Annotated in this window: 16 protein-coding genes; 8 read left to right on the top strand and 8 right to left on the bottom strand. The window is 69.9% G+C overall.

All coding sequences use genetic code 11. The annotated features are described in order from the left end of the window. Window positions 1-4 precede the first annotated feature (4 nt). The 7 genes from RCR19_RS06325 to RCR19_RS06295 all read left to right on the top strand — a co-directional run bounded on the left by RCR19_RS06325 (window position 5) and on the right by RCR19_RS06295 (window position 4,907). Window positions 5-343 (top strand): hypothetical protein, encoded by a 339-nt coding sequence (locus tag RCR19_RS06325; RefSeq protein ID WP_331264198.1) that lies wholly within the window; start codon window positions 5-7, stop codon window positions 341-343. A 158-nt stretch (window positions 344-501) separates the two neighbouring features. Next, window positions 502-1,191 (top strand): hemerythrin domain-containing protein, encoded by a 690-nt coding sequence (locus tag RCR19_RS06320; RefSeq protein ID WP_331264197.1) that lies wholly within the window; start codon window positions 502-504, stop codon window positions 1,189-1,191. Beyond that, the gene (locus RCR19_RS06315; RefSeq protein WP_331264196.1) at window positions 1,191-1,823 is read left to right on the top strand and encodes a TetR/AcrR family transcriptional regulator; all 633 of its coding nucleotides are present in this window, start codon (window positions 1,191-1,193) and stop codon (window positions 1,821-1,823) included. Before RCR19_RS06320 ends, RCR19_RS06315 begins: the two co-directional genes overlap by 1 nt. A gap of 34 nt (window positions 1,824-1,857) precedes the next feature. Further along, entirely contained in the window at window positions 1,858-2,370 is a 513-nt protein-coding gene (locus RCR19_RS06310) for an SRPBCC family protein (protein ID WP_331264195.1), read from the top strand. Window positions 2,371-2,675: 305 nt separating this feature from the next. Further along, on the top strand, window positions 2,676-2,903 hold the full coding sequence (locus RCR19_RS06305) for a hypothetical protein (RefSeq protein ID WP_331264194.1): 228 nt from the start codon (window positions 2,676-2,678) through the stop codon (window positions 2,901-2,903). A gap of 396 nt (window positions 2,904-3,299) precedes the next feature. Continuing rightward, a complete protein-coding gene (locus tag RCR19_RS06300; RefSeq protein WP_331264193.1) occupies window positions 3,300-4,169 on the top strand; it encodes an alpha/beta fold hydrolase in 870 nt (289 codons plus the stop codon). 27 nt (window positions 4,170-4,196) lie between these two features. Beyond that, a complete protein-coding gene (locus tag RCR19_RS06295; RefSeq protein WP_331264192.1) occupies window positions 4,197-4,907 on the top strand; it encodes an alpha/beta hydrolase in 711 nt (236 codons plus the stop codon). Between the two features lie 78 nt (window positions 4,908-4,985). Here RCR19_RS06295 and RCR19_RS06290 read toward each other — a convergent pair whose 3' ends face one another. The 8 genes from RCR19_RS06290 to RCR19_RS06255 form a co-directional block, all read right to left on the bottom strand. Then, entirely contained in the window at window positions 4,986-6,362 is a 1,377-nt protein-coding gene (locus RCR19_RS06290; RefSeq protein WP_331264191.1) for a phosphomannomutase/phosphoglucomutase, read from the bottom strand. After that, the gene (locus tag RCR19_RS06285; RefSeq protein WP_331264190.1) at window positions 6,359-8,065 is read right to left on the bottom strand and encodes a glycoside hydrolase family 13 protein; all 1,707 of its coding nucleotides are present in this window, start codon (window positions 8,063-8,065) and stop codon (window positions 6,359-6,361) included. Before RCR19_RS06285 ends, RCR19_RS06290 begins: the two co-directional genes overlap by 4 nt. After that, on the bottom strand, window positions 8,062-9,282 hold the full coding sequence (locus RCR19_RS06280) for a Gfo/Idh/MocA family oxidoreductase (RefSeq protein WP_331264189.1): 1,221 nt from the start codon (window positions 9,280-9,282) through the stop codon (window positions 8,062-8,064). Before RCR19_RS06280 ends, RCR19_RS06285 begins: the two co-directional genes overlap by 4 nt. Continuing rightward, window positions 9,279-10,352, bottom strand: coding sequence for a glycosidase (locus RCR19_RS06275; protein ID WP_331264188.1), 1,074 nt, complete (start codon window positions 10,350-10,352; stop codon window positions 9,279-9,281). Before RCR19_RS06275 ends, RCR19_RS06280 begins: the two co-directional genes overlap by 4 nt. Window positions 10,353-10,358: 6 nt before the next feature. Further along, window positions 10,359-11,252, bottom strand: a complete 894-nt coding sequence (locus RCR19_RS06270; protein ID WP_220291179.1) for a carbohydrate ABC transporter permease — start codon at window positions 11,250-11,252, stop codon at window positions 10,359-10,361. Window position 11,253: 1 nt separating this feature from the next. Beyond that, window positions 11,254-12,210 (bottom strand): sugar ABC transporter permease, encoded by a 957-nt coding sequence (locus RCR19_RS06265; protein WP_331264187.1) that lies wholly within the window; start codon window positions 12,208-12,210, stop codon window positions 11,254-11,256. Window positions 12,211-12,219: 9 nt separating this feature from the next. Then, window positions 12,220-13,491 carry an extracellular solute-binding protein gene (locus RCR19_RS06260; RefSeq protein WP_331264186.1) on the bottom strand — a complete coding sequence of 424 codons (1,272 nt, stop codon included), beginning with the start codon at window positions 13,489-13,491 and terminating at the stop codon, window positions 12,220-12,222. A 112-nt stretch (window positions 13,492-13,603) separates the two neighbouring features. After that, window positions 13,604-14,632, bottom strand: coding sequence for a LacI family DNA-binding transcriptional regulator (locus tag RCR19_RS06255; protein WP_331264185.1), 1,029 nt, complete (start codon window positions 14,630-14,632; stop codon window positions 13,604-13,606). A gap of 721 nt (window positions 14,633-15,353) precedes the next feature. Between RCR19_RS06255 and RCR19_RS06250 the strand changes: the two genes are divergently transcribed. Beyond that, the gene (locus RCR19_RS06250) at window positions 15,354-16,655 is read left to right on the top strand and encodes an epoxide hydrolase (protein WP_331264184.1); all 1,302 of its coding nucleotides are present in this window, start codon (window positions 15,354-15,356) and stop codon (window positions 16,653-16,655) included. The last annotated feature ends 146 nt before the right edge of the window (window positions 16,656-16,801 follow it).

The raw sequence follows: 16,801 nt of genomic DNA, 5'->3' as shown, positions 1-16,801 counted from the left end.
CTCCGTGAACACACCTGACTTCATCGACTGCTGTCGCACTCCCGAACTGGGCGTCGTGCGCACCTTGTACGAGTCGCACCACGACATGGAGTCGCTGCAGCGGTGCGCCTCCTGCGGAACGTACTGGTTCCACCGCTTCCACGAGCGCATCGACTGGACGAGCGGCGACGACGACCTGACGTCCTGGTTCACCGCGCTGACCGACGAAGAGGGGGCGAGGCTACGGATCATGACGGAGGGCCGGAACGAGGATCTGTCCTTCCTGACCACACGCCCGAGCTGGATGGACGACAACGACGGTGTCCGTCGCGTCGACGGTGCGCCCGACCATCCGTGGTCCTGAACCGTGGACCGGCCGGCGCCCTTCCCGGTCTGCCTCGGGGCCCGCCGCGCGGCTCCTGGGTGGATCGACGGTGTCCACCCAGATTTCAACGGAACGGGCTTGTAGAGAAAGCAGGGTCGTTCTAGTCTCGATCTCGAGGCAACCAGGGGGAGGGCGAGATGGGAACGGATTCGAGCCGTGCGGACACGCGGATGATGGGGATCGTGCACCGTGCGCTGTGCCGCGACCTGGACCGTGCCCGTACGGTGCTGACCGCCGAGCCGTATCCGGAGCACCCGCGGGCGCGCGCACTGGGCGAGCACGTCGTGTGGCTGATGGAGGTTCTGCATGCGCACCACACCGGCGAGGACGAGGGCCTGTGGCCGCTGGTCCGTGAGCGTGACCCGGCGGCGGTGCCGCTCCTGGACTCGCTGGACGCCGACCACCGCCGGATCGAGCCGGCGGCCGAGGCGCTGACGGTCGCCGCCCGGCGGTACGCGGGATCGGCCACCGGCGAGTCGCGGGTCGAACTCCTCGCGGCACTCGACGCGTTGACGATCGTGCTCGTACCGCACCTGGAGCGCGAGGTGGAGCAGGGCATGCCGGTCGTGGCGGCGAACCTCTCCCGGGCCGACTGGCACGCCTGGGACCAGAAGTACAACGTGAAGCCCAAGTCCTTCGGGCAGTTGGGGATGGAGGGGCACTGGCTGCTCGACGGCCTGGACCCCGAGGGGCACCGGATCGTGGTCCACCTCGTGCCGCCGCTGCCGCGGTTCGTCCTGCTGCACGGCTTCGCCCGGGCCTACCGCCGCCGGGTGGCTGCCTGGTGGCGACCGCAGGTCCCGGCACAGAGCGCCGTGGAGCGCTGATGGCGGCGGAGCAGGCGCCCCGGGCGCGACGTCAGTACCGCTCACCGCGTCGCGAACAGCAGGCCGGGGAGACACGGGCCGCGGTGCTCGCCGCGGCCGTGCGGCTGTTCGCGGAGCGCGGCTGGGCGGCGACCGGGATGCGGGACGTCGCCCGCGAGGCGGGTGTCTCGGTCGAGACGGTGTACACGGGATTCCGGTCGAAGAGCGATCTGCTGATGGCGGCCCTGGACGTCGCCGTGGTCGGCGACGCGGAGCCGGAGGCGCTGGCGGAGCGGCCCGAGTTCGCCCTGCTCGGCTCCGGGACCCGACAGGAGCGGATCGCGGCGGCCGCCCGGCTGGTCACCGCCATCCACGAGCGGACCGCGGGTGTGCATCTCGCACTCCGTGAGGCGGCCGCCTCGAACGGCGATCTGGCCCAGAGGCTGCGTGAGAACCAGCAGCGCAGGCGGATCAGCATCGAGCAGGGCATGACCCGGGTGGCGGGGCGCGAGGTGACCCGTGAGGAGCGCGACGGGGCGTGGGCGGTCCTCGGCGTGGAGGTCTACCACCTGCTCACCGGCATCTCGGGCTGGACACCGCAGCAGTACGAGGAGTGGGCGGCCGGAGTCATCGACCGGCTGCTCGGCACATGACACCGATGGACGCGGGCTCGAGGGGGAGTACAGGGTGGGCGGTATCGAAGTGAGCCGGAGCGTGGCCCGGACATGCCGGACGGAGGTGATCGTCGACGCGTCGGTCGAGGCCGTCTGGCGTGTCGTCGAGGACGTCACCCGGACCAGTGAGTGGAGTCATGAATGCCACCGGGTCGTCTGGCTGCGCGGGGCGACCGCGGCGGCGCCCGGAGTGCGGTTCCGCGGGTACAACCGGGCCGGCCGGCTGCGGTGGAGCCGGTCCTGCGAGATCATCGCGCTCGAGACCCCGCACCTGATCACGTGGCGCACCGTCCCGACCCCGCTGTTCCCCGACAGCACGGACTGGACCATCGCTCTGGAGCCCGTCGGCACCGGGACACGGGTGGTGCAGACCTACCGGACGAGAAGCACACCGCGCTGGTTCCGTTGGGTCGTGGGGCGGCTCGTCAGCACCCATGTCGACCGCAGCGGCGCGCTCACCGAGGACCTGCGGCGGCTCGGGGCGATCGCCGCCCGGGACCCGCAGGGCGCTGTGACGCGACACTGAATGCGCGTGTCGTGCTGACCGGGGGGCAGCACGACACGGAGTCGAGGGCGGCTCGGCCACGATGCGGGAGCATCGTGGCCGAGCCGCCCATGTCGGCGTCGACGTGACCTTTTCCGGCGGCCGATGGACGGTTCAATGGCCGCCCGGCACGGCCGGGGCGCCGTTGCCGGTGGCGTCGGACCCGCCACACCGGTTCGGCGCTCTGCGCCCACTGCCGCAGGTGCGCCGACCCGGCCGAGTGGGCGCGCAGTCCCGAAGAGGACCGGCCGCGCGGGAGCCGGGATCGCACGGCCGCCCTGCCGCCCGTGCCGACCGCAGCGGCGCGAGCCGTCGCCGAACTGTATGAACGCAGCGGCGAGTTCGTCCGCGCACGGGAACGTCACGAGGTCGCCGAGCACTTCGAGGACCGCAAGAACCTCGTCACCCGTCTCGACGTCGAGATCCTGCTCGTGACGACCACCCGCACCATTGAGGAAGGGCGCGGAAAGCGCCAACTGCCCTCGGACTTGGGGAACCAGCAGCCCGCCCGGTGACCGTTCGCGAGTCGTCGCGGGTACGGCGTCGCCGGCGAGTCCGGCAGCGACCGGGCCCGGGTCCTCTCACCCCAATGGTGCCTTGGGACCCACGGCCCGGTCGCCGATATTCGGGCACGGGGCGAGGGTTTGCCGCCCCCTGGTGATCCGCCGGCGAACGAAGGCACCGCATGGGTCCTGGTTTCGGTCCTCCCCCGAAGAGGGCGGTGGCCCGGGACGGATCGATCCGCTGTGGACCCGGCAGGAATCCGTGTCGCCCGCGAGTGCGGCGATGGGCCCGCCTCGTGGAACCGCGGGCCTGCGGCGCCGATGTTCTCCTAACCATCTAAGTGGGGTTGACAGGTTAAGGCCCGTCCGCTTGAATCTAACCATCAAAAGCGACTCAAGGGGTTACTCATGGCGACTGTTCACCACCGGTACGCGACCGTGCGGGGCCGGCAGATCTTCTACCGGGAGGCAGGGCCGCACGATGCGCCCGCCGTCGTTCTGCTGCACGGCTTCCCGACCAGCTCGTTCATGTTCCGCAACCTCATCCCGATCCTGGGCGAGCGGTACCACGTGATCGCGCCGGACCACCTCGGCTTCGGCCTGTCAGACGCGCCGAGCGCCGATGAATTCGACTACACCTTCGACGCTCTGACCGACCTGACCAAGGGGCTGCTCGACCACCTCGGCATCCGCCGCTACGCCATGTACGTCCAGGACTACGGCGCGCCCATCGGCTGGCGTCTGGCGATGAACGACCCGGATGCGGTCACGGCCGTCGTCACCCAGAACGGCAACGGCTACGACGAGGGGTTCGTCGAGGGGTTCTGGAAGACGGTCCGCGACTACCAGCGCGAGCAGACCCCGCAGACGGAGGCGGCGATCCGCAGCGCGCTCACCCTCGACGTCACCAGGTGGCAGTACCTGACGGGCGTCGCCGACGAGAGTGTCGTCAGCCCCGACACATGGCACCACGACTATCAGTTGCTCTCACGACCCGGCAACGACGAGATCCAGCTCAAGCTGTTCCGCGACTACGCCACGAACCCGCCGCTGTATCCGGACCTCCACGCCTATCTGCGGGAGCACCGGCCCCCGCTGCTCGCGGTATGGGGGAGGAACGACCCCATCTTCGGCCCCGCGGGAGCCGAGGCATTCGCCCAGGACGTGCCGGACGCCGAGATCCACCTCCTGGAGGGAGGCCACTTCCTCCTGGAGAGCGCACTCGACGAGGCGGCCGCGCTCATCACCGACTTCCTGGTCCGGAACCTCAAGGCCTGAAAACAAGCAAAGACGGAAAGGACGGACATGAACGGCGATTCGCCCACTGCGCGCAGAACCCCCGTCGTGCTGGTCCACGGCGCGTGGGCCGACGGGTCGAGCTGGGGACCGGTGATCCGGCGGCTGCGGGACGAAGGCGTGGACGCCTGCGCCGCTCCGCTGCCGCTGACGTCCCTCGGCGACGACATCGCCGCGCTCGAGCGGTTCGTGCGCAGAGCCGACGGACCGGCCCTCGTGGTAGGGCACGCCTACGCGGGAGCCGTGATCGGCTCGCTGCCGGCCGACCTGGTGAGGGGACTGGTCTACGTCGCCGCACTGGCTCCCGACGAGGGCGAGACCGTGGCCGACGTGTTCTACCGCGGGACGCCCCACCCGAAAGCCCCGCACCTCGCTCCGGACTCCGACGGGTTCGTCTGGCTTCCGGACGACGCGTTCGCCGAGGCGTTCGCGCAGAACGCCTCCCGCGAGGAGCAGTATGTGCTGAGTTCCGTGCAGAGGCCCATCGCCGCCGCGGCCATCGGCACCGCCGTGGGAAGGCCCGCGTGGAAGGACCGTCCGGCCTGGTACTTCCTCGCGGAGGAGGACCGCATGATCACGGCGGAGACCCAGCGCTACATGGCGGAACGAATGAACGCGACGGTCAGGCATGCGCCCACCGACCACATGCCGCTGGTCACCGCGCCTGACCTGGTGACCGGCCTGATCGTCGAGGCGCTCAAGGGGACACGCCCCGCCTGAGAGCCGGCGACGAGGGCGTGAGCCCGCCGCCGTACCGGCTCCCCCCTCCTCGACAGGGCCGTAGGGCCCCGGTCACGCTCAGGCCCGCACGATCGCCAGCACCTCGTCCCGCAGCCGGGCCATAGTGTCCGCGTCGCGGGCCTCCACATTGAGCCGCAGCAGGGGCTCGGTGTTGGAGGGCCGCAGGTTGAACCACCAGTCGGCGGTACTGATCGTCAGGCCGTCGAGTTCGTCGGCCCTCGCTCCGTCCCGGTCGGCGAAGGCCTCGCGGACCGCGGCGACGGTGTGCTGCTGATCGTCGACCACGCTGTTGATCTCGCCGGACGCCGCATAACGCTGGTACTGGGCGACCAGCGAGGACAGCGGGCCGTGCGCCGTGCCGAGGGCGGCGACGACGTGCAGGGCCGCCAGCATGCCCGTGTCGGCGGACCAGAAGTCGCGGAAGTAGTAGTGCGCGGAGTGCTCGCCGCCGAACAACGCTCCGGTGCGGGCCATTTCGGCCTTGATGAAGGAGTGCCCGACACGGGTGCGCACCGGAGTGCCCCCGTGTTCGCGCACCACCTCGGGCACCGCCCGTGAGGTGATCAGATTGTGGATGACGGTGCTTCCCGGGTGGTCGGTCAGCAGCCGGGCCGCGATCAGGGCGGTCACGGTGGACGGCGGGACGGCCTCGCCGCGTTCGTCCACGACAAAACAGCGGTCGGCGTCACCGTCGAAGGCCAGGCCCATGTCGGCCCCGGTCTCGCGCACCCGGTGCCGGAGGTCGACGATGTTCTTCGGGTCCAGTGGGTTGGCCTCGTGGTGGGGGAAGGTGCCGTCCAGTTCGAAGTACATCGGGACGACCTCCACCGGCAGGTCGCGGAAGACGGCGGGGGTGGTGAGGCCCGCCATTCCGTTGCCCGCGTCCACCACGATCTTCAACGGGCGGACGGCGGACAGGTCCACCAGTCCCAGGAGATGGGCTGCGTAGTCGCCGAGCATGTCCCGGGAGGTGATGGAGCCGTGCGCGCGCCCGCTCCCGGGCAGCCCTCCGTCGGCCGACCAACGCTCCACAAGGGCGCGGATCTCCCGCAGACCGGTGTCCTGGCCGACCGGTGCCGCGCCCGCCCGGCACAGCTTGATGCCGTTGTAGCGGGCAGGATTGTGGCTCGCGGTGAACATCGCACCGGGGCGCTGCAGTGCGCCGCTGGCGAAGTACAGCCCGTCGGTCGAGCAGAGGCCGATCCCGGTCACGTCGGCGCCGCGCCCGGCCGCGCCCTCGGCGAAGGCGCGTGCCAGGCCGGGGGAACTGGGGCGCATGTCGTGCCCGGTGACGATCGCCTCCGCGCCGGTCGTCTCGACGAAGGCCGCCCCGAACAGCCGGGCGAGGTCCTCGTCGAGCTGATCGGGAACGGTTCCGCGGATGTCGTAGGCCTTCACCAGGCCCGAGAGGTCGACGCCGGTTGTGTCACTCACTGGTCGTGCTCCTTGTGCTTCAGCCATACGGCCGTGTCCTGTGGGATGCGGCGGCCTTCGAGCGGTGCGCTGGAGAGCAGCACCTCGGCGCGGTCGTCCAGCCTCAGCGGCTGTGCGCCGAAGTTCACCACGCAACGCAGCCCCGCGCCGCGCTCGAAGGCGAACCACGCGCCGCTGTCGGGGCCCTCCGGCTTCAGTGCCGCGCCCGAGGCCGGGTGGTCGCGCCGCAGCCGCAGCGCCCTGCGGTACAGCGCCAGCATGGAACCGCGGTCGTTCTCCTGCGCCGCAGCGGTCAGTTCCGCCCAGTCCTCGGGCTGGGGGAACCAGCAGTCCCCGGGAGCGGCGGTGCTGAAGCCGTACGGCGGGACCCCGCCCTCCCAGGGCAAGGGCACCCGGGCCCCGTCCCGGCCGCGTTCCCGGTGGCCGGAGCGCTCCCACAGAGGGTCACGCAGCCGGTCGTCGGGGAGTTCGGCCTGCGGCAGCCCGAGTTCCTCCCCCTGGTAGACGTACGCCGCGCCGGGCAGTGCGAGCATCAGCAGCGCCGCGGCACGCGCCCGGCGCTCGCCGACCGGGCCGCCGCCGTAGCGCGAGACCGGACGGACCGCGTCATGGCTGGAGAGCACCCAGGTGACCGGCGCCCCCACCGCCTGCATGGCGGCGGCGGACCGCTCGATCACGTCGCGCATCGCCGTACCGTCCCACGGGCACTCCAGGAAGGCGAAGTTGAAGGTCTGCTGCATCTCGCCGGGGCTGACGTAGCGAGCCAGCCGGTCGGGTTCGAAGATGCCGGCCTCCGCCACCATCACGCGTTCGCCGGGCGGTACGGCGCCGGCGGGCGCGGGGTGGGTGTCGAGCAGTGTGCGCCACGTCCTGAAGAGCGGGTGCAGCTCCTCCTGGTCGTAGTAGGGCATCAGATGGTTGCGATGGATGTCCTGGTGCTGGCCGGGACCCGCGTCGGGCAGGCCCTGCGCCTTGAACAGGGTGTGGGCGACATCGACCCGGAAGCCGTCCACGCCGCGGTCCAGCCAGTGCCTCAGGATCCGTTCGAAGTCCGCGAGGACCTCGCCGTCACGCCAGTTCAGGTCCGGCTGCTCGGGCGCGTGCAGATGCAGGTACCACTCGCCGGGAGACCCGCCGGGTTCGCGGATCCTGGTCCAGGCGGGACCACCGAACGCGGACTGCCAGTCGTTCGGGGGTAGTTGACCGTCCGCGCCGAGACCGGGCCGGAAGACGTATCGCTCCCTGGCGCGCGAGCCCGTCCCGGCGGCGACCGCCTCGCGGAACCAGGGGTGCCGGTCGGAGGTGTGGTTGGGAACCAGGTCGACCAGCACCTTGATGCCCAGCTCATGAGCCCGCTCCACCAGGGCGTCGAAGTCCGCCGGTGTTCCGAGGTCGGGCGCCACCCCGGTGTGGTCCGCGATGTCGTAGCCGCCGTCCGCGAGCGGCGACGGATAGAACGGGGTGACCCACACGGCGTCGACCCCGAGTCGGCGCAGATGCCCGAGTCGCGCCGCGGCACCGGCCAGGTCCCCGATGCCGTCCCCGTCGCTGTCGGCGAAGGATCTCGGATAGATCTGATAGCAGACGGCATCGCGCCACCACGGGGCGGCACGGTCCGGCCCACCCGACCCGCCGACGGCGGGCCGGGTGAGGTCCCGGCCCGCAACGGGACCGACCGCACCGGAGGTCGGGACCGTGGTCATGCCGATGCCCCCACGAAGGTGCCGGAGGGCACGGTCACCGGCAGGGTGCGACCGCTCTCCGCCGACCGGGTCGCGGCCTCGGCCACGGCGACCGCCGTGAGACCGGCGCGGGCGTCGGCCACCGGAGTGCCGCCGTGCGCCGCGCAGTGCAGCAGGTCGGTCATGGCCGCCCGCACGCTCTCGGCGTAGACGTGCGGTTTGCGCTCCTCGCCGCCCAGGTCGATCACGACGTCGACCCGATGCGGGACGACGCGCCGCACGCCCCGGCCGAGGGCCGGGCGGTCCGAGCCGGCGTCACGCTGCACGGACACTGTGATCCGCTCGCCTCCGTGCGGACGCAGCCCGGGGACCGCGAGCAACTCGTCGGCCCGCTCCGGCAGTTGCGCCCAGCGGGCGGCGCCCGCCTCATCGGTCCAGGCAGTGACCGTCGCGAAGGTGGGGATCCAGCCGGTGACCCGGGCCTCGGCGAAGCCGTAGTCCAGACGCATCAACTGCCGCTCGGCGCGATGGGCGTGGGTGAAGGAGTGGGTGTGGGTCGCCACGCTCCCGCCGGGATGGCTCGCGGTGGCCACCACGATGTCCACCGGACCGCCGTCCCGCCGCACCTCGGTGCCGTGGACCGCAACCGGGTCGCTGCCCATCAGGGCGGCCGCGGCGTCGAAGAAGTGCACACCGTGCTCGATGTGGATGCCACCACTGTGCGCCGGGTCCCAGAACCAATGGTCCGGGCCGAGATCCTCGTCGGAGGCGTCGTTCTCGAACAGGAACCGGCGCAACGGGTCCAGCAACCCCTCCTCGCCCAGCCGTTGGAGCAGCCGCAGGATCGGGTTGTAGCGCAGCACATGGTCGACCGCGAACACACCGGGTGCACGGCTCGCCTCCTCGGCGACACGTGCGGCGGCCTCGAGGGTGACGGCGACCGGCTTCTCGCAGAACACATGCCTGCCCGCGCGCAGAGCGGTCACGGCACCGTCCGCGTGGGCGGCCGGCGGGGTGGCGAGGACCACCACGTCGACCTCCGGGATCCCCACCACCTCCTCGACGGACGCGGCGACGTGCGCGCCGTGGCGCTCCGCCAGCACGCGGGCGCGCTCCCCGTCGGGGTCGGCACAGGCAACGACCCGCAGACCGGGGATGTCGCGCACCGCGTCCAGCACATACGCGCCGAAGCCGCCGCAGCCGACCAGCGCAAGACCCACGTCGGGGACGACGGTCATTCGGCCCGGTCCAGGCGGGCCACGCCGATGTGCGCGTCGGCCATGCCGTAGAAGACGTACCGCACGCCGTCGATCTCCTCGATGGCGGTCGGGAAGACCACGTTCGGCACAGTGCCGGAACGCTCCTCCTCGGTCTCGGGGGCCATCAGCGGCTCGGTGGTACGCGAGAGCACCCGGGCCGGGTCGGCGGGGTCGAGGATCATCGCACCGGCCGCGTAGTGGACCGTCTGCACCTGGGCGAACGGATCCTCGATGGTGCCGGAGACACCGTGGTGGATGAGCAGCCAGCCCTCCTCGACACGGATCGGAGCCGGGCCGGCACCGATCTTGAGCTCCTCCCAGGGGTGCTCGGACAGCGCGACCAGGCGGTGGTGGCGCGGCCGGGTCAGTGCCCGGATGTCCTGCTTGACCTCGGCGACGGGGACGTAGGAGATCCAGATGCCGGGGCGCTCGTCGGTCACACCGGCGGGCAGGTGCACACCCTCACCGGGGCGGAACCAGCCGAGGTCCCACATCGGGCGGTGCAGCATCGCGAAGTACATCTCACCGTCCGGGCCCGGCACGGGCTCGGGGAAGTGCACGACGTCCTTGTTCGGGAAGAGGTTGAGGTCGGTGTCCAGGTCGGGCTGGTACTCGAACTGGATGGGGCCCAGACGCTCCCAGTGCACCAGGTCCTCGGAGACGGCGAGCGCCGGCTTGGGGCCGAGCGGGCCGTACGCCACGTACGACATCACATGCCGTCCGAGGTCCTCGATCCAGGTGGTGCGGGGGTCCTCCACACCGGCGTTGTTCTTGCCGCGCTCCCAGCCCTCGTCCGGGGCGAGGACCACACCGCGGCGCTCCACCCCGGTGGGCACACCGTCCTCGACGGTCACCTCCGCGAGGCCGACCCGGGACACGTTGCCTTCCGAGACCAGCCGCGGCAGCAGGTGGAGCCTGCCGTCGGGGGTGCGGCCGGAGGCGGGGTTGAGCACACCCTCCACCTCGTCGGAGTGGCCGGGCAGTGGGGACATCACGACGCCGACCCGGGTGAGGCGGTAGGGGATGGGGGTGGTGGTGCTGTGGGACACGGGTGTTCAGCCCTTCGTTGCTGAGTCGATGTCGGTGGAGGTGAAGCGGCGCTGGAAGACGATGTAGAGCGCCACCGCGGGGGCCGCGAGCACGCACGCCCCGGCGAGGATGGCGCCGAACGGATTGGCGGCGGCCGAGGCGACGGTGCTGATGTAGTTGGCCAGGGAGACGGCCAGCGGCTGCATGTCCTGCCGCTTGGTGACGAGGAACGGCCAGAGGAATTCGTTCCAGGGCCCGGTGAAGCTGAGCAGCACCACCGAGAGCAGGGCCGGCTTGCACAGCGGCAGCGCGATGCGGAACAGGATCTGCAGTTCGCCGGCCCCGTCCATGCGCGCCGCCTCGAACATCGCGGGCGGCAGCTGCAGGAAGAACTGCCGGAAGATGAAGACGGCGGTGGTGTTGATCGCGAAGGGCAGGATCATGCCCAGATACGAGTCGGCAAGGCCGTAGTCGCGAACGATCAGCACATACAGGGGGATCATCAGCAGCTGGAAGGGGATGACCTGCACCAGCAGCACCAGGGCGAAGGTGGTGCCCCGGCCCCGGAACTGCAGCCGCGCGAGCGCGTATCCGGCGAGTAGTCCGAAGACCGTGGTGCAGACGATCACACCGCCGGTGAAGATCCCGGAGTTCACCAGCGAACGCCCCAGCGAGATGGCCGAGTTGATCGCGGCGTAGTTGTGCAGGCTCAGGTTCCCCGGATCGGGGAACGCTCCGCTCGGGCTCGAGTCGGGCTCCTTCTGCAAGGAGCCGATGACCATGTAGTAGAAGGGGAAGAGGAAGGCGAACGCCCCGACGAGCAGTGCCAGCTTCGACCACAGCGACCTGGACGCGGATCCCGTGGCGCGCGCCGTGCGCCGGTGCTTCCTCGTGTCCGAGGGTGTGACGTCTGCGGCCATCTCAGTCCCTCTCCAGGAATCGGCGGTAGACGAGCGAAATGGCCGTGATCAGTACGACGAGGATCACACCGATGGCGGCGGCCTCATCGGGGTGCCCCTGCTGGAGACCCCGCTGGTACATGAGCAGCACGGGTGAGGTCGTCGCTCCGTCCGGTCCGCCACCGCTGGTGAGCAGATAGGGCTCGGTGAACAGGTTGGCTCCGGTGATTGTGGCGAGGACCAGGACCAGCAGCGTGGCGGGACGCACGGCGGGCACCGTGATCGACCGGAACGTCCGGAACCGGCCCGCGCCGTCCAGGGCCGCCGACTCGTACAACTCGTTCGGTACGTTCTGCAGCGCCGAGAGATACAGCACCACGAAGAAGCCCAGCTGCTTCCAGGCGACGAAGACCGCCACGACCGGCATCGCCAGATGGGAGTTCACCAGCCACGAGGGGTCCGGAGCCAGTGGGCCGAGAGCCTGGTTGACCAGGCCGTTGGAGTTGAACAGGAAGATCCACACACCTACGACCGCCACACTGGCCGTGATGTAGGGGATGTAGTAGGCCGTCCGGAAGAAGGAACGGAACGGCAGCTTCTTGTTCAGTGCACTGGCGAGGACCAGTGAACCCACCACCGTCAGCGGCACGTTGATGACGAGGAAGACGGCGATGTTGAGGAAGGAGCGCCAGACGGCGGGGTCGGTCAGGACCGTGGTGTAGTTCTCCAGCCCGACGAAGGGCCGGTCGACCGACACGCCCGGGGCCGCGAAGAAGTAGTCGTGGAAGGACATCCACACGGCGAAGCCGAGCGGATAGACGAAGATCGCGGCCAGGTACAGCACGTACGGGGAGACGAACAGCATCCCGATGGGCTGGTGCCCGCCGAGCCGCAGTCGCCACGATCGGCCCGTGGTCGTCCTCCCGCGCCCGGGCGCGGTGCGCCCGGGGCCGTGGGTGTCATGAGTGGTGGAGGTCATGGCAGCGCGTCACTGGTTCTCTGCCAGCTTGTCGACCTTGCCCGCGGCATCCTTGAAGGTGCTCGTGAGGTCGCCCTTGCCGAAGATGACGGACTTGGTGTACGCGTCGCGGAAGGTCTGCCAGATCTCGACCGAGTTCGGCACGTTCGGCGCCTCGATGGTCTGCTCCGCCTGCTGCGCGAAGGCCTCGTAGTCCTTGTGGGACGCGAAGTACGACGGGTAGGCCGACGCCAGCGCCTGGCGCATCGGCATCTGGCCGGTCGCCTCCAGGAGCTTGCCGTCCTGCTCCTTGCCGGTGGCGAACTTCATGACGTCCCAGGCGGTCGCCCGGTTCTTGCACGAGGAGTACATGCCGATGGACTTCTCGTCGCTGAAGGTCCCCTTGCCGGCCGCGCCGTCGGCGGTCGGCACCGGCACGGCACCCCACTTGACCTTGTCGCCGTAGACGGAGACCGCCCAGGGACCGACGGTGGCCATCGCAGCCTTGCTCTCGGCGAAGGCGTCGCCGTTGAAGGTCTCCTTGGGGGCGAGGCCCTCGGAGTACATGGTCTTCCACATCTCGGCCGACTTGATGCCCTCGGGCGAGGCGAACTGTGCCTTGCCGCCCTCGACGAGCTGCTTGCCGGTCCCTGCCGCGAACAGCGGGTAGAAGTCGAACCAGGACTGGTAGAACTCCGAGGTCGGCGCGGGCCAGATGGCGGCCTTGGCGACCCCGCTGTGCACGAGCTTGCGCGAGGTGTCCAGGAAGTCCTGGTAGGACGTCAGCTTGGGGTGCTCCGGGTCCAGTCCGGCCTTCTTGAAGAGCTCCTTGTTGTAGAAGATCATCACCGGGTTGCTCTTCCACGGCAGCTGGTAGAACTTGCCGTCCGGCGAGGCGTACTGCGCGAGCCGGTCGCCGACACGGGACTGCAGGTACTGCTTGCCGTCGGGGAAGTCGTCCAGCGCGACCAGGCCACCCTGCTTCTGGAAGCCGGGCACCGCCGCCGGAGCGGTGTTGAGCACCAGGCACGGCGCGTTACCGGCGGTGATCGCCGCGCCGATGACCTCCTCGGAGCTCTTGCCGGCGGGGATCTCCTGCGCGCTCACCTTCTCCTTGGGGTGGGCGGCGTTCCAGGCCGCCACCATGCTCTTGCCCCACGCGACTTCCTGCGCGTTGTTGGAGTACCAGATGGTGATGGGGCCACGGGAGTCGTTCGCCGCGGCACCGGAGTCCGATCCGCCGCCGCACGCGGTCAGGGCGAGCGCCGCTGCCGGCAGCAGGGCGAGGAGGGCCTTCTTCATTGGAGGTTCCGTTTCTCACTGGGGGTGGTCAGCCGGCGGGTACGACGTCGCTGAGCGTCGCCGGCCGCCTTCCGGGAGGGGGGAGGGGTCTGGGGGCCGCCGTCACGGGCGGTCATCGGCTTCCACGGACGGGAACGGGGCCGGTCGAGCCGCGTATGACCAGCGTGGCCGGGTCCAACTCGACGTCGGCCGTGGTCCCGTGCTCGATCATTTCGACCAGTGCCTGGGCCGCGGCCCGGCCCCAAAGGACCGGGTTGGCACGGCAGGTCGTCAGCGTCGGACTGGTCCAGGAGGCCAGCGGCACGTCGTCGAAGCCCACCACCGAGAGGTCGTGGGGCAGTCGCAGGCCGGCGTCCTGGGCGACCGCCATACCGGCGGTGGCCGACAGGTCGTTCCCGTAGACGATCGCGGTCGGGGGAGTGGGGAGGTCCAGCAGTGCCCGGGTCGCGCGCGCCCCGCCCTCGGCCGTGAACCCTCCGGGCAGAGACGTCCCGCGGGGCAGGCCCGCTTCGGCGAGTGCGTCCGCCCATGCCTGGCGGCGGCGCCGTGCGTGCACGAACTCCTCGGGACCGGCCACGTAGGCGATGTCGCGATGGCCCAGCTCCACGAGGTGGCGTACGGCGTCGCGGACCACCGGACGGTCGTCGAGGTTCACCGTCGGCAGGTCCTTGTCCGACTCGATGCCGCCGACCGCGATCGCGGGCAGGCCGAGTTCCGCCACCAGGTCGGGCCGCGGATCGTCGAGGCGCAGGTCGGTAAGGAAGACTCCGTCGACCCTTCGGTCGGCGGCGAGTCTGCGGTAGGTCTCCATTTCGGCGCCGGGGCGGCTCATCTGCAGCATCAGCCCGTCACCCGTCTCGGAGATCACCGACTCGATACCGGCCATGAACGCCGGGTAGAACGGGTCGGTGCCGATGAGCTCCGGCTCGCGGGCCAGGACCAGACCGACGGCACGTGCACGGCCCGTGGACAGTGCTCTCGCGCTGCGACTCGGGGTCCATCCCAGCTTCTCGGCCGCGGACCGGACCCGTTCCTGGGTGGCGAGTGCCACACCGGGACGGTTGTTGAGGACGAAGGAGACGGTCGCTCGCGACACCCCGGCCAGCTCGGCGACATCCGCGATCGTGGGACGACGGGCCATGGGTGACCTCCGGTTTCTGCCAGCTGGGCAAGCGACGACATATGGCCGGTTCGTATCGCCGCAAGGGCATCCGGGACCACGCCTGGACGGCGCCGCCTACAGAGCAGGGCAGGACATGCCCCTGGCCACTCCACCGTTGCAGGCGAGTGCGACCGGGACTTGAACCGGTTTAAAAGGCGGTCATAGCTTCGGCTCCACCCCCCGTTAAGTCAAGAGCCCATATTTATAAACCAACTTGGTCACTATTTGTCAGGTAATGCCCTTTATGGACGATCTATGCCACGATCCATCCCGGAGTCTCGCCCCGTGCGTCGATGACTCGAAGAGGCGACGGTGATTGCCGGCATCCGGAGGTGGCCGAAATGGTGCGGTGGTGTGTCGGCCTGGTGTCTCGATGTGTGCGCGGACGTCCGGGGTGGGCTTCCGCTCCCGAGGGGCGTGTCGGACGGGACCGGCTCGGTGCCCGCGCGCGCGGCTTCCGGATTCGCGGCTGCGTTCGAGTTGCGGGTTAACGGAAGGCTACATATCGTAACGTGCAGTAACGGTGATCCCGATGTGGGCGTCGGCAGCTCAGTGCCGGCGGTCCCGGCTCGGATCCGGGTGACGGCCCCCCGGGCCGGAGGAGTTTCTCTGCCGGATTTCTGCTGTCGCCGATGAGGAATGCGAGCTCGTCGAGGGCTCCTTCTCGAAAAGATCTTGGAACATCTCGAGGAGATCTGCCATGTCCGAGACATCCCAGCGGCGCTCTCGCCGAGAGTTCATTTCCCTCTCGGCCGCCGCGATGACCGTGGCAACCACCGGGGCCTTCGGCCCGGCCTCCGCAACACCGGCAGCGACAAGCGGAAGCGCTCGAGAAAGCGCACGCATCCGACCCTTCCGTATCCATGTCGAGGAGCGTGAGCTGGCCGAACTCCGCCGGCGCATCGCCGCGACACGCTGGCCCGACCGCGAGACCGTCCACGATCGGTCCCAGGGTGTGCAGTTGGCGACGATGCAAGAACTGGCTCACTACTGGGGAACGGCCTACAACTGGCGCACGATCGAGGCGAAGCTGAATTCCCTGCCGCAGTTCATGACCAGGATCGACGGGCTGGACATTCACTTCCTCCACATCCGCTCCCGCCACGCGAACGCTCTGCCGATGATCCTGACCCACGGCTGGCCGGGCTCGATCCTCGAATTCCTGAAGGTGATCGACCCGCTCACCAACCCCACGGCCCACGGCGGACGCGCGCAGGACGCCTTCCATCTCGTCATACCCTCCATGCCGGGCTACGGCTTCTCGGAAAGGCCGACGACCACGGGATGGAACCCCGCACGCATCGCGCGCGCCTGGGCCGTACTGATGGAGCGACTGGGATACAAGCACTTTGTCTCCCAGGGCGGCGACTGGGGCGCGGTGGTCTCGGACAAGATGGCGGTCCAGAAACCCCCGGGACTGCTCGGCATCCACGTCAACTTCCCCGCGACCGTCCCCCCGGACATCGCCCAGAAACTCGAATGCGGCTACCCGGCTCCGGCCGGCCTGTCCGCCGACGAGAAAGCGGCGTACGACAAGCTTGCCGACTTCTACAAAACGGGCTCGGGCTATTCGGCCATGATGGTCACCCGCCCACAGACCGTCGGCTACGGACTGACGGACTCGCCGGCCGGACTGGCCGCCTGGATATACGACAAGTTCGCAGCGTGGACCGACAGCGGCGGCCATCCGGACCGGGTGCTCACCAAGGACGAGATGCTCGACGACATCACGCTCTACTGGGTCACGAACACCGCGGTGTCCTCCGCCCGCCTCTACTGGGAGAACAACGCCAACAACTTCGACGCCGTGTCGGTGTCCGTCCCGGCCGCGGTCTCGGTGTTCCCGGGCGAGATCTACCAGGCGCCGCGGAGTTGGACCGAGCGCAGCTATCACAAGCTGATCTACTTCAACAAGGCACCCAGAGGCGGCCACTTCGCGGCCTGGGAAGTCCCGGAGATCTTCTCCGACGAACTGCGGGCGGCGTTCAGGTCACTGCGCTGACACGCGTTTCCCGGTGGGTGCCGACCCGCGGCGTCGAAGCTGATGCCGCGGGTCCCGCGCATCGCGGCACACGATCACCCGCACCCCCGGCACGCTGCGGCGGCCTGCGTCCGGCGTTGTCCGAGGGGAGCGGTACGGTCGGCGCT

The organism is Streptomyces sp. WAC07094 (assembly GCF_036320405.1).
Classification (GTDB): domain Bacteria; phylum Actinomycetota; class Actinomycetes; order Streptomycetales; family Streptomycetaceae; genus Streptomyces; species Streptomyces lannensis.
This window is presented reverse-complemented; position numbering and strand designations above follow the sequence as displayed.